Annotated in this window: 23 protein-coding genes and 1 riboswitch; all 23 genes read right to left on the bottom strand. The window is 35.7% G+C overall.

Annotated features, from left to right (window positions below; genetic code table 11):
* Positions 1-167: 167 nt before the first annotated feature.
* Entirely contained in the window at positions 168-1163 is a 996-nt protein-coding gene (locus CLLU_RS08055; RefSeq protein ID WP_106009227.1) for a D-cysteine desulfhydrase family protein, read from the bottom strand.
* 58 nt (positions 1164-1221) lie between these two features.
* A complete protein-coding gene (locus CLLU_RS08050) occupies positions 1222-2310 on the bottom strand; it encodes an ABC transporter substrate-binding protein (protein WP_106009226.1) in 1089 nt (362 codons plus the stop codon).
* 114 nt (positions 2311-2424) lie between these two features.
* The gene (locus CLLU_RS18735; protein ID WP_158255909.1) at positions 2425-2574 is read right to left on the bottom strand and encodes a hypothetical protein; all 150 of its coding nucleotides are present in this window, start codon (positions 2572-2574) and stop codon (positions 2425-2427) included.
* Between the two features lie 97 nt (positions 2575-2671).
* Positions 2672-3754, bottom strand: coding sequence for an ABC transporter substrate-binding protein (locus CLLU_RS08045; protein ID WP_207655962.1), 1083 nt, complete (start codon positions 3752-3754; stop codon positions 2672-2674).
* Positions 3755-3820: 66 nt separating this feature from the next.
* Complete coding sequence (locus tag CLLU_RS08040) at positions 3821-4993, bottom strand: M20 metallopeptidase family protein (RefSeq protein ID WP_158255908.1); 1173 nt, start codon at positions 4991-4993, stop codon at positions 3821-3823.
* Between the two features lie 43 nt (positions 4994-5036).
* Entirely contained in the window at positions 5037-6149 is a 1113-nt protein-coding gene (locus CLLU_RS08035; RefSeq protein ID WP_106009224.1) for an ABC transporter substrate-binding protein, read from the bottom strand.
* Positions 6150-6190: 41 nt separating this feature from the next.
* Entirely contained in the window at positions 6191-7009 is an 819-nt protein-coding gene (locus CLLU_RS08030; RefSeq protein WP_106009223.1) for an ABC transporter permease, read from the bottom strand.
* Positions 7010-7181: 172 nt separating this feature from the next.
* Entirely contained in the window at positions 7182-8051 is an 870-nt protein-coding gene (locus CLLU_RS08025) for an ABC transporter ATP-binding protein (protein ID WP_106009222.1), read from the bottom strand.
* A 26-nt stretch (positions 8052-8077) separates the two neighbouring features.
* Positions 8078-9400 (bottom strand): nitrogenase component 1, encoded by a 1323-nt coding sequence (locus CLLU_RS08020; RefSeq protein ID WP_106009221.1) that lies wholly within the window; start codon positions 9398-9400, stop codon positions 8078-8080.
* Positions 9393-10859 (bottom strand): nitrogenase component 1, encoded by a 1467-nt coding sequence (locus CLLU_RS08015; protein WP_106009220.1) that lies wholly within the window; start codon positions 10857-10859, stop codon positions 9393-9395. The genes CLLU_RS08020 and CLLU_RS08015 overlap by 8 nt, the downstream gene beginning before the upstream one ends.
* Positions 10860-10991: 132 nt before the next feature.
* Positions 10992-11101, bottom strand: a riboswitch (SAM riboswitch).
* Between the two features lie 60 nt (positions 11102-11161).
* Positions 11162-12463 carry an O-acetylhomoserine aminocarboxypropyltransferase/cysteine synthase family protein gene (locus CLLU_RS08010; RefSeq protein WP_106009219.1) on the bottom strand — a complete coding sequence of 434 codons (1302 nt, stop codon included), beginning with the start codon at positions 12461-12463 and terminating at the stop codon, positions 11162-11164.
* A 44-nt stretch (positions 12464-12507) separates the two neighbouring features.
* Positions 12508-12864 carry a NifB/NifX family molybdenum-iron cluster-binding protein gene (locus CLLU_RS08005; protein WP_106009218.1) on the bottom strand — a complete coding sequence of 119 codons (357 nt, stop codon included), beginning with the start codon at positions 12862-12864 and terminating at the stop codon, positions 12508-12510.
* 15 nt (positions 12865-12879) lie between these two features.
* On the bottom strand, positions 12880-14178 hold the full coding sequence (locus CLLU_RS08000; protein ID WP_106009217.1) for a nitrogenase component 1: 1299 nt from the start codon (positions 14176-14178) through the stop codon (positions 12880-12882).
* A 1-nt stretch (position 14179) separates the two neighbouring features.
* A complete protein-coding gene (locus CLLU_RS07995; protein WP_106009216.1) occupies positions 14180-15643 on the bottom strand; it encodes a nitrogenase component 1 in 1464 nt (487 codons plus the stop codon).
* A 188-nt stretch (positions 15644-15831) separates the two neighbouring features.
* Positions 15832-16209, bottom strand: a complete 378-nt coding sequence (locus tag CLLU_RS07990; RefSeq protein WP_106009215.1) for a carbonic anhydrase — start codon at positions 16207-16209, stop codon at positions 15832-15834.
* 34 nt (positions 16210-16243) lie between these two features.
* Positions 16244-16375 carry a hypothetical protein gene (locus CLLU_RS19320; protein WP_273335986.1) on the bottom strand — a complete coding sequence of 44 codons (132 nt, stop codon included), beginning with the start codon at positions 16373-16375 and terminating at the stop codon, positions 16244-16246.
* Between the two features lie 73 nt (positions 16376-16448).
* Positions 16449-16928 carry an S-ribosylhomocysteine lyase gene (locus CLLU_RS07985; RefSeq protein ID WP_106009214.1) on the bottom strand — a complete coding sequence of 160 codons (480 nt, stop codon included), beginning with the start codon at positions 16926-16928 and terminating at the stop codon, positions 16449-16451.
* Positions 16929-16985: 57 nt separating this feature from the next.
* Positions 16986-17693, bottom strand: a complete 708-nt coding sequence (locus CLLU_RS07980; protein WP_106009213.1) for a response regulator transcription factor — start codon at positions 17691-17693, stop codon at positions 16986-16988.
* A gap of 151 nt (positions 17694-17844) precedes the next feature.
* Positions 17845-18579: a hypothetical protein gene (locus CLLU_RS07975; protein ID WP_106009212.1), complete on the bottom strand. Its 735-nt coding sequence runs from the start codon at positions 18577-18579 to the stop codon at positions 17845-17847.
* 52 nt (positions 18580-18631) lie between these two features.
* Entirely contained in the window at positions 18632-19849 is a 1218-nt protein-coding gene (locus tag CLLU_RS07970) for a sulfite exporter TauE/SafE family protein (RefSeq protein ID WP_106009211.1), read from the bottom strand.
* 44 nt (positions 19850-19893) lie between these two features.
* Positions 19894-21339 (bottom strand): cell wall-binding repeat-containing protein, encoded by a 1446-nt coding sequence (locus CLLU_RS07965; protein WP_106009210.1) that lies wholly within the window; start codon positions 21337-21339, stop codon positions 19894-19896.
* A gap of 203 nt (positions 21340-21542) precedes the next feature.
* Entirely contained in the window at positions 21543-22589 is a 1047-nt protein-coding gene (locus tag CLLU_RS07960) for a sensor histidine kinase (RefSeq protein WP_477100000.1), read from the bottom strand.
* Positions 22590-22681: 92 nt separating this feature from the next.
* Entirely contained in the window at positions 22682-22930 is a 249-nt protein-coding gene (locus CLLU_RS19600; protein ID WP_477099999.1) for a hypothetical protein, read from the bottom strand.
* Positions 22931-23168 lie beyond the last annotated feature (238 nt).

Here is a 23168-nt window from a genome sequence, read left to right as displayed (position 1 = left end):
AAAAACTAAAAGTTCAACTGTCTTACAAATAATTCCATCGTTCGTATTTTTCAATGGATTATTTGTGATGCAATTTTTTACTCATAAATTTTTTTATAATTTCTATTGACTATTACTAGCTGGTCTCTATAATCTTTAAATTTTCTTAATATGCTCCTTCACTACATTTAATTAGAAAAATCAAACAAATATTTTTGAGGAAAGATTCCAAAAATTCCTCCAGTATTTATGAACAGGATATTTTTACAATCTGAAAATTTTCCCTTTGCTATTTCACAAGACAATCCATACATGGCTTTTCCTGTATAAACAGGATCTAAAATTATTCCCTCCAATTTTGCAAATTCATTGATAAATTTCAGCTCTTCCCTGCTGCTCAATCCATAACCTTCCCCCACATAATTGTCCAAAACATCTATTTCATCTTTAGAAAAGCTTAAAGGAATATTTATATAATTTACACTTTCACTTAATATTTCACAAACCTTGTTCTTAAATTTTTCTCTACTATCGCTTACACTAATTCCTATAATTTCACCTCTGTAATTGAATATTTTACTTCCCAGCAGCAATCCGGAATAGGTTCCTCCAGAGCCTGCGGCTATAACAATTTTATCAAAATGTATTCCCAACTCTTTTTCCTGAAATATAATCTCCTGCATTGCCTTATAATATCCAAAACTCCCTATTCCATTGGAAGCCCCCGAAGGAATTGTATATACCTTATGCCCTCTGCTTTTTAGTTTCTCTTTTATCTTATCTGCCGCCTCAGTTTTTTCGTTTTCATAATTTTCACAGTTGATAAACTCTATATTTGCTCCAAACAGTTTATCTAAAAATAAATTTCCATCAAGCTTTATGTCATTATTTTCTCTCAATATCAGATATGACTTTAGCCCTAATTTTGCAGATACTGCCGCTATTGCCCTGCAATGATTGGATTGTACACCTCCAAAAGTGATTATTGTATCACATTTTCTATCTATGGCTTCCTTTATAGAAAACTCCAGCTTTCTTATTTTATTTCCTGAAAACTCTGTTCCAGTCTGATCATCCCTCTTTATATAGATGGAAGGGCCTCCTAATTTATCAGACAGCCTTTCTAATTTTTCTATCCTCGTTGGCAAATTTGCAATTTCTATTTTTTCTGGGATTTCAATCATTTTACATACCTCTCATATATTTCTAAAATATTTTGTTCTGCATAATTTAAAATCAAGTCTATTTCAATTCACCTGTATAATATGGATTTAATTTGTTCGTATATAGATCAGAAACTTTTACTTTTCCCGGAGTTTCAAAACCAGCTAATTTATTTTTTTCTGCGGTTTTAACCCACCACTCAATCTGCTCTGGTTTAATCCATTTTTGATCAGGATATATATTTCCTGACATATCTTTGATATCCATTTTCAAGTAATCTGCTGTAACTTTTAATGCCTCCTTATAATTATTATTTATCCATTGTTGTGCTTTGAGGTCTGCAACTATATAAGCTTTTACCACATCCGGATATTTTTTGATAAAATCCTCGCTAAATGCACGTACTGCAAGTCCGCTGACGGTTCCATCTCCAGCCTTTTTACCTATTTCATAACTTGTAGTTAAAACCTTAGCACCACCATCATTTTTTATTTTCATATTATATGGTGCATGCAATATTGCCACATCTATATTCCCCTGTTTAAGAGCCTGTTCTTGTTGTTGGTCTTTCATTACGATAATCTTGGTCTTCTTCACATCAACTCCATTTTGTCTTAAATACTCTGAATTTAATAGCTCAGCGCAGGTTCCTTTACTACTCATAGCTATTTTTTTGCCTACCAAATCTTTAGCTGATTTTATTTTCCCATCATTTCTTACAAACCACGTCATATGGGTTTTATCAAAATCCGGACTATCTACCATACTAGTTAATACAATTTTGAGCTTTGAACCTGCTTCCCGTGCTTGTGCAATTGTAGTAACATGCCCTGAATCAAATAGATCATTATCACCTTTTATAACTGATTGAGCCAGACTCATATTAGGTGACAGTACTCCAGTAAATTCAGGAATTATCCCCACTTCCTTAAAAAAACCTTTTTTATCTGCTATAATACCATCTTTAAACCCTTGTTGAGTCTCAATTTTAAGATGGAATGGCTTTGTAAGTTTTCCATTTACAAATTTACCCGTATAAGGTTTAGTATCATCATAAAAGTTAGAATCAGACGAGCTGGACTTTTTATTTCCGCAACCTGCAAACACCGATAAAACAACCACCAAGCTCAATGCAAACAGCAAAAAAACTTTTATTCGTCTTTTCATTTCTATGCACTTCCTCTTTCATAAAAATTATTTTTATTTTTAATTACATTAATTATTTTTAAGAAAAGATTCCGAAGATACCTTTAGTAATTATGAACAGAATATTTTTATAATTTAAAATCTTCCTCTACTATCGTTTACACTAATGCCTAAAAATCCTCTTCCACTCATATTCTTCCTCTTTATATAGGCGGAAGATCCTTCTAATTTTTCTATTCTTGCCAGTAAATTTGCAATTTTTATTCTCCCTGGAATCTCAATCATTTTACATACCTCTCATACATTTAAGAAAAGTATCTTGTTCTACAGACTGATAAAAAATTTAAGCTAATCTATCAGTCTGCAGAATTTAAAATCAAATTTATTTCAATTCACCTGTATAATATGGATTTAGTTTATTCGTATATAAATCGGAAGCTTTTACCTTCCCAGGTGTTTCAAAGCCGGCTATTTTATTTTTTTCTGCAGTTTTGACCCACCATTCAATCTGCTCTGGTTTAATCCATTTTTGATCAGGATATATATTACCAGCCATATTTTTGATATCCATTTTTAAATAATCAGCGGCAATTTTCAATGATTCATTATAGTTTTTATTTATGTACTGCTGTGCTTTAAGATCTGCCACTATATAAGCCTTTATCACATCCGGATATTTTTTGATAAAATCCTCGCTAAATGCACGTACTGCAAGTCCACCAATTTCTCCATCACCTGCTTTTTCACCAATTTGATAGCTTGTAGTAAGAATATTTACCCCACCATCATTTTTAATTTTCATGTTAAAGGGCGGATGCACAATGGCCACATCTATATTTCCCTGTTTAAGAGCCTGTTCCTGCTGCTGGTCATTCATAACAACAATTTGAGTTTTCTTCACATCTACACCATTTTGCCTCAAATACTCTGCATTTAAAGTTTCTGCACAACTTCCCTTACTGCTCATTGCAATTTTCTTTCCAACCAGATCCTTTGCAGATTTAATTTTTCCATCGTTTCTTACAAACCAGGTCATATGAAGCTTATCAAAGTCAGGACTGTCCACCATGCTGTGAAGTACAATTTTAAGTTTGGATCCTCCCTGACGCGCCTGGGCAATTGTGGTTACATGTCCTGACCCAAACAGATCATTATCACCTTTTATTACGGATTGAGCCAGGCTCACATTAGCTGGCAGAACTCCAGTGAACTCAGGTATTATTCCAACTTCCTTAAAGAAACCTTTTTTATAAGCTATAATTGCCTCGTTAAAATCCGTTGGGGTTACTATTTTCAAATGGAATGGCTTCGTAAGCTTTCCATTTTCAAATTTGCCTGTATAAGGCTTGGTATCATCATAGACATCAGAAGAACCGGATTTTTTATTTCCACAACCCGCAAACATGGCTAAAATAACCACCACACTCAATGCAACCAGCAGAAAACTTTTTATTTGTCTCTTCATTTTATACACTTCCTCTTTTTGTAAAATTATTTTAATTTATAATTAAAATCAGCAATTTTTAAAAATCTAGCTATTTAAAAAATCCAGTGCAAACTGAACTGTAACTGCAACTCCATTTTTTAGACAAGCCTCATCTATGTCAAAATTGGGGTTATGGAGACCAGCACCGGTACCTAACTCCTTATTATTGATTCCCAAAAATGCATATACTCCGGAATATTTATTCAAATATCTGCTCATACTGTCAGATGCCATAAACGGCTCATGAGTCGTCAAATATTTACGGCCCACTGCTTTTTTCACTGCATTTGCCGCTAAAATTGATAATTTACTATCATTTACAACTGCAACAGTTGGCTGTGCTCCTCTGAATTCAATTTTTGCACTGCATCCATGCGCTGCTGCCGTATTATTCACGATACGTGTAAAGGCTTCTTTTATCTTATTCCCCACTTTACTGCTGAAAAATCTTATAGTTCCACTAAACTCTGCAATTTCAGGAATCACGTTTCCAACATCCCCAGCTCTAAGTTTTCCCACGGTAACCACTCCGGGTTCACTTGGTTTGATTTCCCTTGACAGAATTGAAGACAATCCTAAAATCACATGGGCTGTACACTCAATCGGATCAATGCACAGATCAGGTCTGGATGCATGACCACCCTTTCCCACTATAGTCACATTAAAACCTGCTGCACTCGACATTCTGTTGCCACCTTCCACAGAAAGTGTCCCCGTTGGCAAATCAGGACACATGTGAATTCCCCATACTCCATCTATTCTTTTACCTTCCAATCCCTGAAGCATGTCCTGTATGCCATATCCATTTTCCTCTCCCTGTTCAAAACAAAACAATATTCTGCCCGACAGATTATTTTTAATCTCCACTAACGATCTAACTGCGCCCAATAGCATGGACATATGTGCATCATGTCCACATACATGGGCAGCTCCATCTACCTTTGATACTACAATTTTATCTTTTACCAAATTTTTATTGTTTTCCTTTATGGGAAGTGCATCCATATCAGCTCTTAATGCCAGAGTCCTGCCTTCCCGACTCCCATTTAAAGTTGCTATTATTCCATATTTTCCAACAATCTCATATGGAATATCCATGGATTCCAATTCTCTTACAATCCTCTGTGATGTATTCTTTTCCTCTCCACTCAATTCCGGCTTCTCATGAAATTCTCTTCTCAGTTTTATAACATAAGACTCATATTTATCTGTAAACATCCTATCCATCCTTTTCAAATACTTAATGCAACTAAGTTAATATCTATTTAATCTCACCCTTGTAGTACGGATTATACTCATTGGTATATAAATCAGAAGCTTTTACTTTTCCAGGTGTCTCAAAACCAGCTAATTTATTTTTCTCTGCTACACTGATCCAGAAATTAATCTGCTCCGGTACAACCCATTTCTGATTGGCAGCATATAAATTTCCCGATACATCTTTCTGCTCCACTCCAAGATCTTTAGCAGAGATTTTAAGTGCATCTTCATAATGAGCATTCACATACTGCTGTGCTTTATAGTCTGCAGCTATATATGCCTTTACCACATCAGGATATTTTTTTATAAAGTCCTCACTAAATGCACGAACACCAACTCCACTCAAACGTCCATCTCCAGCTGCTTCTGCTATTTTATAGCTTGATGTCAAAACTAAAAATCCTCCGTCATTCCTTGCCTTTTTACTGTATGGTGCATGTAATATGGCCACATCTATATTCCCCTGTTTAAGTGCCTGCTCCTGCTGTTGATCCGCCATAACCACAATTTTAGTTTTCTTTACATCTATTCCATTTTGTCTCAAAAACTCGGCATTCCACAATTCTGCGCAAGACCCCTTGCTGCTCATGGCAATTGTCTTTCCCTCCAGATCCTTTGCTGATTTAATGCCACTTCCCTCTTTTGCAAACCAAACCATATGGGATTTATCCAGTTCAGGACTGTCAACACTTCCTGTAAGCACAATCTTCAATTTTGCACCTGCCTGTCGTGCCGAAGCAATAGTGGTCACATGTCCCGAATTAAACAGATCATTTTGACCTTTAATCACAGACTGGGCCAAACTCACATTAGCTGGAAGAACACCGGTATACTCCGGGATTATTCCAACTTCTTTAAAGAAACCTTTTTTATCAGCTACAATACCTTCAGTAAATGCTTGTGGCGTTGGAATTTTAAGATGAAAAGGCTTGGTTAATTTTCCATTCACAAATTTACCCGTATAGGGCTTGCTGCTGTCAAAAACTTCAGATGAATCTGATGATTTTGATGAATTCGACGAATTTGACTTTGTACTTCCGCATGCTGCAAGCATTGATATAACAGCTACTGCACTCAATAGAAGCATTAAAAGTTTTTTTACTGATTTTTTCATTGTTAAAACACTCCTCTAGACTCTATTTTTAAAAATACAAACTATCTCCATTTTGTAACTCTGCTTTCAAAAGCCACTATTATATAATTTACAATTATTCCTATCAATGACATGGTAACAATGGAAGCATACATTTTTGGTATTTGATACTTTATCTGAGTATCATACAACAGATAGCCCAAACCTGAACTTGCTCCCATCATCTCTGCCGCAATCAGCACCAATATTGCAGAAGTAGCACTGAGTCTTATACCTGTAATAATTGAAGGCAATGCAGAAGGTAATATTACTTTTCTGAATATTGTAAGCTGTGAAGCTCCCATAGATTTGGCAGATTTAATCAAAATAGGCTCTACACTTCTAACCCCATTGATAGTATTTAAGAGTATAGCAGACCAAACCCCCCAAAAAACTATGGCAACTTTAGAAGTCTCACCTATTCCAAAAAACAACATGAATACCGGCAGCAGTGCAAGAGTTGACGTTTGTCTGAACAGTTGAAGAAGAGGGTCTATATAAAATTCAATTTTATTAAAAGACCCTATGATAAGCCCTAAAGGTATTGCTATCCCAAGTCCCAATCCAAATCCTGCCAAAGAACGTTTTAGACTAACTGCAATATTGGTTTCAAGCTCTCCTGAAGCCAGCATGCTAAAAAAGGTCTGCATTACCACAGAAAACGGCGGCAAAAAATTTTTATCAATTATTCCTACCCGAGAGGAAATTTCCCATGTCAGCAGAAATATAATTATTCCAAACAGTCTTCTTAAATTAAACACAAAATCTTTAACTTTTGTAAAAAATGATTCACCTTTTAATTCTTCTACCTGATCTATTGAATCATTTAGTACTTCACTCATTTTTATTACCTCCCATAAATATACAAATTAATTTTACGCAAATGACATGTATCAAAGTTTTGATTTTCAAACTGTTGTTAAAAATAAAAAACCAGAGCTTTAAACAAAATTTATATTTAAAGCCTCTGGTTTTCCAGTCAGCTGAAAATCAAATTATATTAGTACGATTTTACTAATTTATTGCACGTTGAGGTACATTGTAAGATTTCTCTTCATATTCATTTTCTCTCTTGGGGTTTTCTTTGCTGCCTGGTTTATTTTTAAGCAACTCCCATATTCTATGCCTCAGTGCAGAAAATTTATCTGATGATTTTACATCTCCACTCTCCCTGGGTCGTGGTATATCTACATCAATTATTTCCTTGATAGTTCCTGGATTTTTCGTCATAACAACCACTTTGTCCGACAAAAACACGGCTTCTTCAATGCTGTGTGTAACAAATAATATGGTCTTATGTGTCTTTTCCCATATATGAAGCAGCTGTATATGAAGCTCCTCTTTGGTCTGCTCGTCTATTGCTGCAAAAGGCTCATCCATAAGCAGTACTTCCGGATCATATGCCAATGCCCTGGCAATAGCCACCCTCTGCTTCATACCCCCTGACAGTTCACGCGGGTATCTGTTTTCAAAGCCTTTCAATCCCACCAATTCCAAATACTTTTTACTTAATTTCTTCCTTTCACCTTTGCTGACTTTTTTGATCTCCAGGCCGAATTCTACATTCTTTTCTATAGTCCTCCAGGGGAAAAGCGCATAACCCTGCATCACTATGCCTCTGTCCAGTGCTGGTCCATTTATTTCCTTATTGTCAATAAATATTTTTCCCGTATTTCCCCCTATCAAGCCTGCTACAATATCTAGAAATGTCGACTTTCCACATACGCTGGGACCGACTATAGATACAAATTCACCATCTTTTACTTTCAAATCAACTCCCTCTATAGCTAAGAAATCCTTTTTGATTCTTTTTCCCTGATTTTTAGCATGGTATACATATCCAACATCTTCAGCCACTATCTTGTAATCTGATTCAACAGTCATAAAAAATCCTCCTTTATTTTATATAATTAGTTATGTCTCGATAAAATTTTACTGTAAATATCTTCTATCAAATTCAATCCTCCCGAGTATCCTGCATAATTATGATGTAGTATAACTCTGTCAGTTATGGGCAATCCTACACTCAAATTTATTCCTCCAATCTGTGATGCCGCATCCACGTCCCATGAACTTCCAAGTATCAATGGGGCTGTTTCTGCAGTAAACTCTAATAATTTTTCATTGATTATCCCTCCATCTTGAGAAAAAGTTATTTCAGAAGATATTCCCGGTACAATATCTTTAAAATATTCTCTAATGTTATTTTTAAATCTTTCAGGCACATTTTCCGTTATAAATTGATGCCCGGGTAAAAGTCCCAGATCATTTGCTAAAAATCTGCTTATAGCCAATGCATAAGTTGTATTATTTATATTGAAAAACCTTTTAGGCAAATCATATCTAAACTCTATAAAAAAATCTGCAAACCTGGTCAAATAGTGATAATATTCATCTTCTTCTCTCTTTATTACCTTATCTACTATTTTTTTGTCCATACCTGTAAATTCCCCAACTCTATTCAAAAATTTAGAGGTTTCCACCCCTCCAATAGGAAACACGGGGCAATGAAGGTATGGTGTGCCAAACTTCTTTTTCAGAAGTTCTGCTGTTTTTATACCCACCCAGGGCGATATCACTATATTGAATTCAGCATGTGGTATAGCATTTATGGCATTTATACCTCCACTTTTGTATCCAAATAATATATTTGCTTTTAATCCTATACTTTCAAGCAGTCTTTTTATTTCTCTCAAATCACCCTCCCAAAACGGATCATGAATGGGGACTGATGAAAAAATATTTACAAGTCCTGATATTCTCTTACCATCGTCTTTCAAATACTGATTTATTATGGCTTCAAGTACCAGTTCATGTCCTGCATAGGCATCACCTTTAAATCCAGCGGTTTCAGCATACACTATTGGCACGCCCTTCTCTTGAAATTCACTTACCACATTTGCTACATCATCCCCTATTATATCTGAGGTACATCCGGTAAGAACTACAAATAAATCTCCATCCATTATTTTTAGAGTGCCTTCTATAAGTTTTTTCAATTTTTTTTCTGCGCCAAAAACCACGTCTCTTTCAACCATATTACTGCATGGTATGGCATCTCCTCCTGCATATCCGGTTCCCTGATGCCCTCCACATCCAGCCATACCTGCAGATAATTTAGCACTGCAGCCAGGTCCAGCATGCAGTATGGGAATAGCTCTTTCTATGGCCACCACCGTCTGCTGTGCTCCAAGTGCACAAAAATGCCTTGGTTCTTCAAGTAATTCACTCATTTTCCGACCTCCCCAGGAATTTAGATGCATCCTGTTCCAGCCACCAATTAGTATAGGGAAGTTTATTATGAGCCGCTATTCCATTTACAAAGGAAGGGTTGCTTATAGTATCTAAAATCAGCTTTCCATAATTTATCAAGCCCTGATATCCAATTCCAAAATGTTCATCTCCCATGAGAAATGACGGTATTCCCAGCTTCGTTGCCCATATTGTTCCTGTATGCCTGGCTATATAGATGTCGGGCCTAAGCCTGTATAACCTGTTTACCAGTTCAAAGGACTGCTTATTGCAGATTGACATCTTAAAATCCCCATAATTTTTCACATCATTTCTAAGTGTATCTGATTTTTTATCTCCATTATCAAATATAGGATCATGATGCCAGGTGCAGTTTTCCACAAGTTCCATTCCAAGCTCCTTCACAATAGCCACAATACCATGTCCATGAGCTGCCCCTGCACCTATAAGCACTCTTTTACCTGCTAATTTTTTTCTGAGACCGGCTATTTCAGGTGCTGTCCTTTTTGTTTCCTCTTCTATAAGCTTTTCAACCTCACCTTCTTTGTGAACTATCTTTCCCAGCTCTCTCAGCCAGGCATTAAATCCGGATATTCCATATGGAGCCGGTGCCTTTACTTCCGGTACTCCAAAGTATTTTTCCAGCCCTGCTGCCAGATAAGTTCCCAGTGTAGAGCATATCTGAAGAGTAGCAGCAGCTTCCGAAATATGACTGAGCTGTTCTATGGTAGTAAAAGGTACAATATAATTGACTTTAAGTCCAATCCTTCCCAAAAGCGGAGTGAATATATCTTCACCTTGAAAATTGATTATATTTACTTCATCTGATTTTCTCTTTCTGGCAGGTTTGACAATCTTTCTTAAAATTCCATGGTATGCGGCATCGAACCCCGTGGCCCATATTGACGAACGAAAGCCTTCACAATATATTGTTACTACTGGTATTTTTATCTCTTTTTCAAGTTTTTCTGCTGTACTTTCAATATCATCTCCTATTATCGCGGAAGTACAAGTAGTGGTTACAAATATGGCCTTGGGGTCAAATCTTCTCTTTGCCTCTCTTATAGCATTTTCAAGCTTCAATTCTCCTCCATACACCGTATCTTTTTCAGTTAAATTTGTATTTATATATTTCAGATTCGATACTGTCAGATTTCTCTTCCTGCTGCCTGTTCTATAAACCAGATTACGTCCTGGTATATCTCCACTGCATCCAGCAGGTCCATGTTCCACAACGGCTGCATCCTGAATACAGCACAGTTGATTCATGACTTGATTTGCACTGCAGGATATACACTGCGTAAACGATCTTCTATAATTTTTAAGAGATCTATTATCATATTTTTCGCATATATCAGCTGCAGTGCCATTGTATGCAGTAATGGAATTAATCCTTCTCTCTCTTATTTCCACAGAAGGTTTTTCTATATCAACACCCATAATATTCTCCCTTCATTATCTCATCATTTCCACAATCATCACTGTCAAAATCAATCTAATTAATTAAAATTTGACAATAAAAAAATCCTTTCACAGGCGAAAGGAATATTTAATAAATTTTTAACATCCATTTCCCCATCTTTCAGAAATATATCTGCAGGATTTAGCACCTCATATGAATATAATCCATATTACTTGCTGAAACTTCATTGGGCCAGCCCCTCCATTTCTCTTGATAAGGATCCTATTTAATTTTATAAGCTTTATAATCCATTTAAAATAAAAATTATTTTGCTGATTTATTACTCTACAGATTTTTTAAATGCCTGATCTAAATCTGAAATCAAATCATCGACATATTCCAGACCAACAGATACTCTCAGTGCATTTTCAAAAGCACCTGATTTAGCTTTGTCTTCTTCTTTTAATGAAGAATGTGTAGTCTGAGACGGCTGTGTAATAAGAGATTTGGAATCACCTACATTCACAAGAAAACTAAATATTTTCAGGCTATTTAAAAATTTATTAATATTCTCCTGTTCACCTTTAAATCCAAAAGAAAATACGGACCCTGCTCCTCTGGGAAAATATTTCTCTGCAAGCTGGTTATTATTGCAATTTCTTTTGTCATGAACAGTAGGATAACTGACCCATGAAACCTGTGGATGATTTACTAGATAATCTACAATAATCTGTGTATTCTTAACCTCTCTTTCAACTCTAACAGAAAGGCTTTCAAATCCTTCAAGTATTAAAAATGCATCAAAAGGACTGAGAACAGCTCCAAATTCCGATAAATAATGCAATCTTATTCTGGTAGTAAACGGAATGTTCGGAAATACTTCAATCAAATTCTTATTTTCAACTTTATAATCAGGCTCCGTGAAATGTGGAAATTTACCATTGTTCCAATTAAAGTTATTATTTTCAACAATTAACCCACCCAGTGTAGAACCATGTCCACCTATGGCTTTAGTAGATGAATACACCACCACATCTGCACCAAAGTCAAATGGTTTTAAAAGATATGGAGTCGCAAATGTGTTATCCACGATAAGTGGTACATCATTTTCATGGGCTACATCTGCTATGGCCTTTATATCCAATAAATTGATCAAAGGATTGCCTATTGTTTCTATGAATATGCCTTTTGTATTATTCGTTACAGCTCTTCTAAATGATTCAACATCATATGAATCATCTATCCATTTTACCTTGATTCCCAATTTAGGCAGGGTATGTTTCAAAAGATTATACGATCCTGCATAAATGGAATATACTGCGATTATTTCACCTCCACCCTCCGCTACATTCAGCAGCGAATAGGCCACAGCTGCCATTCCGGATGCCACTGCCAGAGCACCGGTTCCTCCCTCAAGGGCTGTTATCCTCTTTTCAAGTATGTCAAGTGTTGGATTTCCGCTTCTTGTGTAGAGAAATCCATGCTCTTCCCTAGACTTTAATCTTTTTAATCTATCTGTATCTCCTATATTAAAAGATGCTGTCTGATAAATCGGCACAGTAGAAGCATAATTATGCTTCTCAGGACAATATCCAGCTCTAATTTGAAGTGTTTCAAACCCATAAATTTGTTTTTCTGACATATTGCACCTCCCTTAAATCTTTATTTTCATACCACAATAAATTACTACTTACAGTACTTTTTTAATTTATCTATTCTGGAATAATACTTGATCAATTTTTTTATAGCATTATCTATGGATTCTTCCACATCAAACACCTGTATTCCATTTTTACTTAAAAAATTCACTGCACCCTGTCCTATTTGACTGACAAGGACAATTCTGCATCCCGAAAGATACTTGACTATAGACAAAAATTTATCATAATCTGTGTTGAAATTTTTAGATATATTTTTTACACTTCTAACTTCTATAAATTTATAACTACTGTCATTGACTTCATATATGAAAAATTGATTAGCTTGCCCAAAATGTTGATCTACAAATTTGCCATCATTACTTGCAGCAGCAATTCTATACATATCATCAGTTCCTCTCTAATTAAATCTTGTGAGAACTACAGAGTATATATCCTCCAAAAGTCTGAGGCCTCCAGAATATCCAACATATGAGCTGTTTATTATAAGTCTTTCAAAAACAGGCCACGATATAGCCACGTAATGTGCTTTAGTTTCTGCTGCTATCTTCTTTTCCCATGAACTTCCCAATATAAGTGGATATCCGAAAAAATCCGTATGCCTGATTTCATTATCTATTTTATATCCATCTGTGCAAAATTCCACCTCAGCTTCTATTCCGTCATTTAACTCTTTAAAATAATCTTTTATATTTTTCTGGTATTCAACAGGTGTATCATCTGTTATATACTGTTTTGACGGGAACAAACCAAAATCATTCACTAAAAACTTTGTAAGTGCAAGAGTATACTGTGCATCTGAAATCACTACAAAACGTTTTGACATAACTCTTGTTTCAAGAAAGACATCGGCAAACCTTTCTATATAATAATAATATTCCTCTTCATGACTTTTAATAATGGATTCAACTTTTTCATCATCTATTTCTGCAAATCTCCCCACTGCACGGAGAAATTTGCTGGTTTCAAATGCCCCCACAGGCAATACTGGATAGTGCAGATACGGCGTATTGAACTTCTTCTTTAAAAGTTTCATGTTCTCAATTCCCACCCAGGGAGATACCAAAAGATTAAATTCAGCCTCCGGTATTTTATCTATATTTTTTATTCCCCTTCCATATCCAAATATAGTATTGGGAATCAGTCCAAGTTCTGCAACAAGCTTTTCCAATTCTCTTAAATTTCCCAGCCAGAACGGATCATGCAGTGGAACTCCTGACCATATATTCACAAGTCCTTTTATCTTTTTATCCGTCGGTTTTAAATATTGTTCTATAATTGCATCTATAACCCATTCATGGCCACGATAATTATTACCTTTGAATCCCGGTGTAGAAGCATATATAACTGGTTTTCTAGAATTTTCAAATGATTTTACAATTTCTCCGGCATCATCACCGACTACTTCAGAACTGCAGCTGGTTAAAACCACATACATATCTGCATCAACAACCTTGAGGGCATTTTCTATAGTCTCTTTAAGTTTCTTTTCTCCTCCAAATATTATCTCTTTTTCACTTATATTAGTACAGGGAAATATATGAGATGAAAAATATCCTGAGGTTCCAAAATCCCTCTCCAGTTTTTCCGCACATCCAGGACCTGAATGTAAAATTGGAATAGCTCTCGTTATACCATGTACAGTCTGCATAGCTGCCATAGCACATTTATATCTAGGCTGGTCAAGTACTTTTGCCATGCTATTTCACCCTTTCTTTCAAAAATGTCGCACTATTTTGCTCATACCACCATTTGGTATAGGGTAGATTCACTCTTGAGGCAAGATTTTTTTCAAAACTCCTGTTTTTGATAGTATCAAGCACACTATGTGCAAAATTCAACGTTCCCCTATATCCAAAAATCATATATTCATCATTTACACAAAGTGCAGGAACTCCCTGTTTTATAGCCCAGACAGTAGTTCCTGGATGTCTTGAAAAATATATATCCGGTTTGTATTTATTCAATATGTTGAGTATTTCATAATTCTGTTGCTCAGTTACACTCACCTTTATATTTTTAGGGGAATTTTCCATCAGATATCTGGCTGCTGGTGGATTGTTATTATTATCATGTTTTCTATCATAATGCCATGCGGCAGTCCAGACCACTTCCATTCCAAGTTCCTGGAGCACCCTTGACACTTCAAAAGCATAACCAGGTCCCATTCCAAGTACTGCACGCAGACCCTTAAGCTGCTTTTTTACTTCCTCTATTTTAGGTATATATTTTTTTCTTTCTCCTTCTATATATTTTTCAACTTCTGATTCTTTTCGTATTACTTTTCCTATCTGCCTAAGCCAGGTTTCAAATCCTGTAACCCCCAGTGGGTTTATAGTTCTTATATAAGGTACTCCATATTTTTGTTCAAGCCCATTTCCCAGATATGTTCCAAGGGTTCCACATATACAAACTGTGGCAAGGGATTCCGATAAATGCTCCAACTCCTCTACTGTTGAATTCTGATATAAAAACACAGGTCTGACTCCAAAATTTGAAAATATATCAATTATTTCATTTCTGGCACTTTCATAAAAATTCTTAAAATTAATCACATTATTTTTTTTGACAGGGGGCTTTACAATACTGGTGAGTACAGCATGATCTGAAGCATCAAATCCAGATGCCCATATTCTGGATCTAAAACCCTCACAGTGAACGGCTGCTATTGGAACAGGTATTTCTTTCTTCAATTCTTCAACAACACTATCCACGTCTTCTCCTATAATTCCAGTTACACAAGAAGTTCCTATAAAAACTGCCTTGGGCTTGTATCTATCATAGACTTTTTTCACTATTTCTTTTAAACTTCCCACCGCTCCAAATACCGTATCATTTTCATCCATACCAGTTCCGACAAACACAGTATTATTGACAATTCCTCTTTTTGCCGCCATCTGACTGTTGGTAACACTTACATTTGCTGACATAGCTGTACATCCGGATGGTGCATGATTTATCACAGCTACATCTCTTATTCCCGAAAGCTGGCCCAGAGCACAGCCGGCATTGCACGAACTGGATTGACTAAATAACCTTTCTCTGTTGCTTAAATGCCCGCAGCCCGTTCCACAAAGTTCGTATAAATTTCCATTATAGCCTGTAATAGCACCAAGCCGTTCTTCTCTTGTGGGTGTAACTGCAGTATCTAAATTAATTGTCATCTTTTCATCTCCTCTATAAATTTTAAAAAGGCACTAAACAATATATATTCCATATACTGCTTAGTGCCTCTAGTTTTCTAGTTAGCAAAATCACTTATTTTTATGTTTGAATATTATGCTACTACTTTTATTTTTTTTTGTCAATATTTTTTATATAAAAAGATCCAAGTCTGTATATTCTTTTAATTTCAGCATACCTTTTCCACCTGAAAATTTTCATTTATCCAAAGTCCTATAACAACAACATTTTTATACTGTTTACCGATTATATCTGCAGATTTTTTTATCTGATCCACATGTTGAAATTTATTTCCTTTATTTGCAGCACAATCATAATGCCCTGCTATGAATACCATACTTGAACCATGTGAATTTAAGGATATACTTATTTTCTTATATAATGAATTCATAAAATCTTCCTTTTGAAGACTAATCACTTTGTCAATTCCTGGTTCTGATATTATATCCACATATTCCACATCAAAATTGCTTCTTATCCAATTTATCGCAGGTAATTGTGTCCTTCCATCCATGCAGTTCAATAATGTGCAAAAATTTTTACTCAAACTCCATACACCTCCCGCATATTAAATTTATATATTATAAAATATCACTGGCCTTCAAATTCTCCGATATTATAAACTGTGCTTCGGCATCTCCGACAACCTCATCTACCGTAAGTCCCCATGCTATTTTTCTCAGAACAAGTCCTTTCTCTACCGCCTTACCCACTGCAAATCAACAGAATTTAAAAAAGTCATTCCTATCAAAAACATGATGGAAGTGACTTTTATAAATTTGTATACTATTCTGGATAATTCAGCCTTTCATCCGGGATGTCTGTCAAAACCTCTTTGAGGAATTTATCTGCCCAATATTTTGCCATTGGAAGATTCATGTCCAAATAATTTCCGCAGTCTTTTGGAGCAGCTCCAGGTATATCTCCTTGAAAATTGAATATAAACTTATACATCTCCACTAATAAATCCACAATATCCTTTGACTCATAATCTCCATGCAAAATCAGATAAAATCCTGTTCTGCATCCCATGGGTCCAAAATATACGGTTTTATTTCCATAAATACTGTGATTTCTCAAAAAAGTTGCTCCCAAATGCTCAATGGTATGAACTTCAGCTGTATTCATAACAGGTTCGTCATTAGGGCTTGTCATTCTTATATCAAATGTGGTTAGAACTACATCTCCAAATTTATCTTTTCTGGAAACATAAACACCTGGTATCAGTTTTAAATGATTAACAGTGAAACTTGAAATTTTATCCATGCAATATCGCCTCCTGTAGCATTTATTATACATCATGTTTAACCCGTAATCAATTATTCAGTCTTTTATAACTCCAAATTTATATCCTATGCCCCTTACAGTTAAAATATATGCAGGCTTTTTCGAATCCGTTTCTATTTTTTGTCTTAAGTTTTTTATATGTGAATCAATGGTCCTGTTGTATCCATCAAAATTTTTCTCCAACACTATAGATATAAGTTCTTCTCTTGTAAAAATCTTTTCAGGATGGTTCACCATCACTGAAAGTATCTTGTATTCAATGGGAGTGAGATTTATTGTTTCCCCTGATTTTTTAACTTCGTAACTTAAATTATCAATTATCAAATCGCCTTCATCTATATAAATCAAATCCTCAAAGCGGCTACCTTCATCTTTTGTTCTTCTAAGAAGCGCTTTTACTCTGGCAACCAGCTGTCTGGGGCTAAATGGTTTAGTCACATAATCATCAGCCCCTATATCAAGCCCTCTAAGTATATCATCTTCGGAAGTTTTAGCCGTAAGCATTATAATAGGTACCTTTGATTTAGCTCTTAAAATCTCACACAGCTCCTCTCCTCTGACGTCAGGCAGCATCAAATCCAGTATCATAAGATCTGGAGCTATTTTGTCAAACAAACTAATAACAGTCTTTCCATCATATGCAGAATACACAAAATATCCATCTCTTTCAAGATACGATTTGACAACTTCTACAATTTTCATCTCATCATCTACCACAAGTATTCTTTTTTTATGATTGTGCATAATTAAGACTCCATTCAATTTCAATTCATTTACCAATGTACAATTTAGATGATAGTACAATAACGCTCCTGATTCAATGCATCAATATCAAGTTATTCCAAGATTCTTGAAAAAGATTTTTCTCATAAGCAAAATCACTGTGAACCTAAAGTCACTTCATAGATTCTACCTTTATTGAAGGAAACTCTCTTCCATCTGCATCAGGTCCTGGATTGGTCTTAGTACTTCCATCCAGTATTCCTGTTACCGTGACTTGAACAGGGCTTTTACCTTTACCGCTTTTAACACTCTGTTCAACCAGCTGCCATGCCTTCAATTGAGAACCTGTACCATCAAAAGACCATTTTCCATCAGCGCCCTTTTTATTATCCGTAGAAAATGTACCGTCAAAATAGTAGAAAACCCATTTCCCATCCTGCTGAAAAGTTATTCCAAGTCCTGATAAGGCCATGAGCCTCATATGAACCATATCTGCGGTATCTTCTTTAAGTCCGGCTGCGAAATCATCCTCTGAAGTAATATACCCTGTAAAAGTCTGCGCTTTGGAGTTTTCTTCATTTGCTCCATTGGAAGCATTCTCTGCATCCTTCCGCAGCTGGGAAGCAGCTTCTTGAGTAGCTGATGACTTTCCCTGAATTTTACTTTGAGATTTCGACTCTGCACTGGATTTATTTTCATCTTGGGAATTGTTTTTTTGCTGCGAATTTTCCTTGTGACTTGATTGAGATGGCATGTTATGATCCATTTTATCTTTTTTGTTGGAAACTTCAGTACCATTTTCTGCTGAAGTCTTGGATGTTGCAGCCCCTACAGCCCATATGGTTACGCCTGCAACTGCGCATATTGCTATAACTATGCCAATTATAAATTTTTTCTTTATTTTCATTGATTTACCGTTAAAATTATAACGGCTTTCACCTTCCTTCTCTAATTAACACTTAATTTTTAGCATTTCTAATCTGATCCTGCTTTAATTCACCGAAATTATCCACTACCGTTATCCTGCTCTTTATCATGCCCATCCAGCATGTATACATAAATTCTCCTTCTTTATCAGGAATAAATTCAATTATGTTATCTCCAACCGCCAGATTTTTTTTGATTTTATATTCTGGAATTTGAAGAGCCTTGTTACATTCATTGAGATTTTTCTCATCAACATGCAGATTCCATTTAACCGGTACACCTTTTACTACTTCAATAGGCGGAAAATTATCGGTTCCCAGTTCTGTTCTCACATTTTGAGTTCTGCCTTCAATAGTTGAAAATCCTTTTCCAGAGGTACTCACCATGTTCTTCATTCCCAGGGATATGCCATAAAGAGACAATCCTCTTCCAACCATAACCACACCAAGTGAAAGCACAAGTACGGCACTGGCCTTCAATATAATTTTAGAAAAATTTTTGGTTATCAGTGTATTTACTACACCAAATGCAAATAGCAGCGGAACTGTACCAATTGAAAAAAAGAACATAGAAGCAGCACCCAATAATACACTTTTAGTTCCAAGCGCATATAATTGAACTATCTGAAGCGGGCCGCAGGGCATCAATCCTGTCAGTAATCCCACAATAATGGGACTATAATTGTTTTTTCTGCGAACCTTTCTGGCAACAAAAGATGGTACGGTAATATTTATTTTTCTTAACGCTTTGAAAATTCCCAGTAAATTTACTGCCATGATAATCATAAATACACCGCCAACAATTGGAACAATGCCCCTAAATGCACCTGAAAGACTGAGTATACTTCCCAATCCCCCAACAGCACCACCAACAATAGTATAGGACAGGATCCTCCCGATATTATAAAATAAAGAGGGCTTAAATGCTATATTTTTGACTTCAGTCTCATTTTTACTGATAGTCTGAGATAAGGTTATTCCCCCGCACATGCCTACGCAGTGGAAAGACGTCAGCACTCCAAATGCAAAAAGCAATGCATAGCTGGCATGGTTGCCTAATCTGGGTAAATATTCTAACATAAATAAGTTTTTGAAAAATTCCAGTATGTTTACCTTAAACTTTAAGATTATCGCAATCAGTATAGCCGCCGCTATAATAAAAACTGCAGTCAATTTGCTCTTGTTTTTCTGATTTTTAAATTGATTGCCATTGTTTGCATTGTTTGTATCTTTTACTATATCTGCTTTCAAATTTCACCCTCCTTATGAGCTTATCAGTAAAAATAACTGATACTCTAATTTGCAGTTATGGACTGTACTTTTATTACCGGATAATCAATTCCATCCGCATCAGGGCCTGGATTGGTCTGAGTGCTTCCATCCAGTACTCCCGTTACTGTAACAGGTACTGGTTTCATCTTGTCCTCTCCATTGCTGCGCTTAACCTGTTCTTCAACTATGTTCCATGCTTTCAGCTGGGATCCCGTGCCGTTGAACTTCCAGCTTCCTCCGTCTCCATCTTTGTTGTCTGTGGAAATATCTCCATCGAAATAATAAAAAATCCAGTTGCCGCTGTTGTCTTTAAGGGTTACACCAAGACCGGACAATGCCATCATTTTCATATATACCATGTCTGCTGTATCTTCACCAAGTGAAGCCGCATGATCATCTTCTGTAGTTATATATCCCGTGAAGGTTTGTACCTGAGGCTCTGAATTTTCTGTCGGCAGTGAATTGTTTATCTTATTCTCCAGTTCTTCTGAAATAACTCCTACACCTCCTAAAATCTCAATCTCTGATGATGAATTCAAGTTTGATTTTAGATAATCAAGGGCATTTACCGTGGCACTGGAGCTTTCATTGTCCAACAATACCAGGGGAGAATTATTCTTTCCTGCCAAAACTGATGCCACCAGTGCATCTGCATAGCTATCTCCACCGGCATTGGCTACATAAACTTTATCTGCCTTTATATAATTTTTAAATGAAGCGAGCACTTTCAGGTTCGTATCAAACCTGTCTTTTCCACCTTCTATCCTCTCCGCTCCATTAACAGCCTTATATGTACTGTCATCTATAGTAGAACTTGTACCAATCACAGTAACACTTGATTTATGGGAATTTATGAAATTTGTTACTGAAGCCAGATCATCTGAATCATTATCACCCAGCAGCAGTATTTCTCCTTTTGAAGCTGCAATAGAAGATACTGTCAGTGCATCTGAGAAACCCTGACCTCCAACCAATATTACATTAGAAGGATCTACTCCCTGTTTTACAAGTTCATCAGCTACGGCTGTATTGGTAGCATACCTATTGGAACCTCCAAGTTCGATAACAGAATATGATTTCTTCAACAAATCCCTGATTTCCCGGGAAATCACCCCTTCACCTCCAACAATATACACGTTTTTGGGTTTCAATGCAGAAAGCGCGGATTCTGCATATGAATTCAAAGTGTTTGAATTGGTTAAAAGAATTGGTGCATTTAATTCTTTAGCCAGTACGGAGGCACTTACGGAATCTGCATAGCTCTCACCCGACACTAGAATTACATTGTCTGAAGTACTCCAATTCGACAGGGCAGCCTGAGCAGCTGTTTGATATCTGTCCTGCCCGCCTATTCGTGTTACCTGCCCTGATGAAGCCGCTCTGACAACTGTTGAACTTATGACATTTCCCAAAGTTGTAGTTGCCAAACTTACTGAGAGCAGCAGCGATAATACTCTTTTACTTTTCATAGTTTCATTCCCCCTAAAATTTTAATAAAATAAGGCCAGAATTTTCTTTTTATAAAAAGAAAATTCCAGCCTCTAGTTTTCTAGTTAGCTATCAAATAGCATATTTGTTATGAGTTATATAATAATATGATTTTTATCAGTTGTCAATATAAAAAATAAATTATTATGTAGTTTGCATGTATAAATTGTTAATGATTTATTAATTAAACTTTAGGAAGAGAAACTATGAATTCACTTCCCTCATTGAGTTTGCTTTTTACATCTATTTTTCCCTGATGAAGTTCTACAATGGTTTTTGCTATAGCTAGTCCTATTCCTTTTCCACCGGTCAACCTGTTCCGTGATTTATCAGCACGATAAAATCTGTCAAATATAAATGGCAGATCTTCATTGGAAATGCCTGTGCCAGTATCCTTTATAATCATTTTTACCATACTTTCTGTATTTTCTACATTTATTGTCACCAATCCATCCCGGGGGGTATATTTGAGTGCATTGGATATAAGATTGATTATTACCTGGCTTATCTTATCTTTTTCAGCAAATATCTCCTGTCTTTTCCCGCAAAATTTTATTCTGACTCCTTTATTTTTGAACTCTGCTTGAAAATTGAATACTATCTTTTCTATTTGCTCACACAGATCATACCTGATTTTATTCAATCTGCCATTTTCATTTTCCCATTTTCCCAGCATTTCCAGCTCCCCCACCAAGCTTGCAAGCCTTATTATTTCTTCATAGCAGCTTTTAAGTCTGTTCTTGTCCGATTCCCATATGCCATCAATCATAGCTTCCATGTGACTTTGGAGAGTTGCAAGAGGGGTTCTGAGTTCATGAGCAATATCGTCCGACATCCTTTTTCTCAATATCTCATGTGATTCCAGGGTACCTGCCATGTTATTAATAGCGGAAGTGAGCATATAAATTTCCTTTGTGCCGGATCTTTCATCTATTCTGTTTTTAAAATACCCTCTGGAAATATTCTCAGCTGCCCTAACCACCCTGGCAATTGGCCTGCTGAGCATCCGTGCCATGATAGTTCCAAATATTTCAGTGAAGAGAAGTGAAAATATAAAAGCAAATATGAGAATCCTATTTTTCAATGTATAGATAAAGGCAAGATCCGTATTGTTATAGTAAAATGGTCCATAATGCCCTACAACTACTGTCCCTATTTTTGTTTTACCATCGTAAACAGGATAAGATTCAACTTTATATTCTCCATTCCAGTGAGGATAGTATTTATTCATATTTTTCCACATATCATCCAGCATTTTTTTGCATAAGCCATTATTGTGGACAGTGGCATCCCAAATTACTCTATTGTGGATATCGCTTACCTTTATAAACATTCCCGCTCTATATAATTGACTCCTATATTGTCAATTACACTGCGGTTCCATGTTCCTCCGCTATATTGTTTGCTTATTAAACCAGCTAATTCCAAATTTGATCGCTGCTGATTTTGTCTGGTATACATTCTAAATTGTTTCTCCAGCATCACATTCATCAAGATACTTATTAAAAATACACAAACAATAGTGACAAAAATATAGGATATTGTCAATCTGTTCCTTAAACTGATTTTCATCCATACCATTCCTCCAAAAATTATCAAGTGATTCTTAGGTTCAGATGGAGTCTGTTTACAAGAAATACTTTTCTCCACCTGTTATCATATACTATTTTTCATTTATAATAATAGAGCTTTTTACAATTGTCAATTAATTGTTCTGTGCATATTGCATGTAAAATTTATTAATAAATTGTAAATAATTTTATATAATTTCATGCAAATTACCTAATTGAACACTTTAACTGTAAATATT

Source organism: Clostridium luticellarii (genome assembly GCF_002995845.1).
Classification (GTDB): domain Bacteria; phylum Bacillota; class Clostridia; order Clostridiales; family Clostridiaceae; genus Clostridium_B; species Clostridium_B luticellarii.
This window is presented reverse-complemented; position numbering and strand designations above follow the sequence as displayed.

Bases quoted from the DNA above. Each gene is read 5' to 3' on its own strand.
- CLLU_RS08030 (WP_106009223.1), bottom strand. From the start codon at position 7,009: ATGAGTGAAGTACTAAATGATTCAATAGATCAGGTAGAAGAATTAAAA.
- CLLU_RS08050 (WP_106009226.1), bottom strand. From the start codon at position 2,310: ATGAAAAGACGAATAAAAGTTTTTTTGCTGTTTGCATTGAGCTTGGTG.
- CLLU_RS08010 (WP_106009219.1), bottom strand. From the start codon at position 12,463: ATGTCAGAAAAACAAATTTATGGGTTTGAAACACTTCAAATTAGAGCT.
- CLLU_RS18735 (WP_158255909.1), bottom strand. From the start codon at position 2,574: ATGATTGAGATTCCAGGGAGAATAAAAATTGCAAATTTACTGGCAAGA.
- CLLU_RS08040 (WP_158255908.1), bottom strand. From the start codon at position 4,993: ATGTTTACAGATAAATATGAGTCTTATGTTATAAAACTGAGAAGAGAA.
- CLLU_RS07960 (WP_477100000.1), bottom strand. From the start codon at position 22,589: ATGAATAAATACTATCCTCACTGGAATGGAGAATATAAAGTTGAATCT.
- CLLU_RS08005 (WP_106009218.1), bottom strand. From the start codon at position 12,864: ATGTATAGAATTGCTGCTGCAAGTAATGATGGCAAATTTGTAGATCAA.
- CLLU_RS07965 (WP_106009210.1), bottom strand. From the start codon at position 21,339: ATGAAAAGTAAAAGAGTATTATCGCTGCTGCTCTCAGTAAGTTTGGCA.
- CLLU_RS08015 (WP_106009220.1), bottom strand. From the start codon at position 10,859: ATGGGTGTTGATATAGAAAAACCTTCTGTGGAAATAAGAGAGAGAAGG.
- CLLU_RS07975 (WP_106009212.1), bottom strand. From the start codon at position 18,579: ATGAAAATAAAGAAAAAATTTATAATTGGCATAGTTATAGCAATATGC.
- CLLU_RS07980 (WP_106009213.1), bottom strand. From the start codon at position 17,693: ATGCACAATCATAAAAAAAGAATACTTGTGGTAGATGATGAGATGAAA.
- CLLU_RS08025 (WP_106009222.1), bottom strand. From the start codon at position 8,051: ATGACTGTTGAATCAGATTACAAGATAGTGGCTGAAGATGTTGGATAT.
- CLLU_RS08035 (WP_106009224.1), bottom strand. From the start codon at position 6,149: ATGAAAAAATCAGTAAAAAAACTTTTAATGCTTCTATTGAGTGCAGTA.
- CLLU_RS08000 (WP_106009217.1), bottom strand. From the start codon at position 14,178: ATGGCAAAAGTACTTGACCAGCCTAGATATAAATGTGCTATGGCAGCT.
- CLLU_RS19600 (WP_477099999.1), bottom strand. From the start codon at position 22,930: ATGAAAATCAGTTTAAGGAACAGATTGACAATATCCTATATTTTTGTC.
- CLLU_RS07985 (WP_106009214.1), bottom strand. From the start codon at position 16,928: ATGGATAAAATTTCAAGTTTCACTGTTAATCATTTAAAACTGATACCA.
- CLLU_RS08020 (WP_106009221.1), bottom strand. From the start codon at position 9,400: ATGAGTGAATTACTTGAAGAACCAAGGCATTTTTGTGCACTTGGAGCA.
- CLLU_RS08055 (WP_106009227.1), bottom strand. From the start codon at position 1,163: ATGATTGAAATCCCAGAAAAAATAGAAATTGCAAATTTGCCAACGAGG.
- CLLU_RS08045 (WP_207655962.1), bottom strand. From the start codon at position 3,754: ATGAAGAGACAAATAAAAAGTTTTCTGCTGGTTGCATTGAGTGTGGTG.
- CLLU_RS07995 (WP_106009216.1), bottom strand. From the start codon at position 15,643: ATGACAATTAATTTAGATACTGCAGTTACACCCACAAGAGAAGAACGG.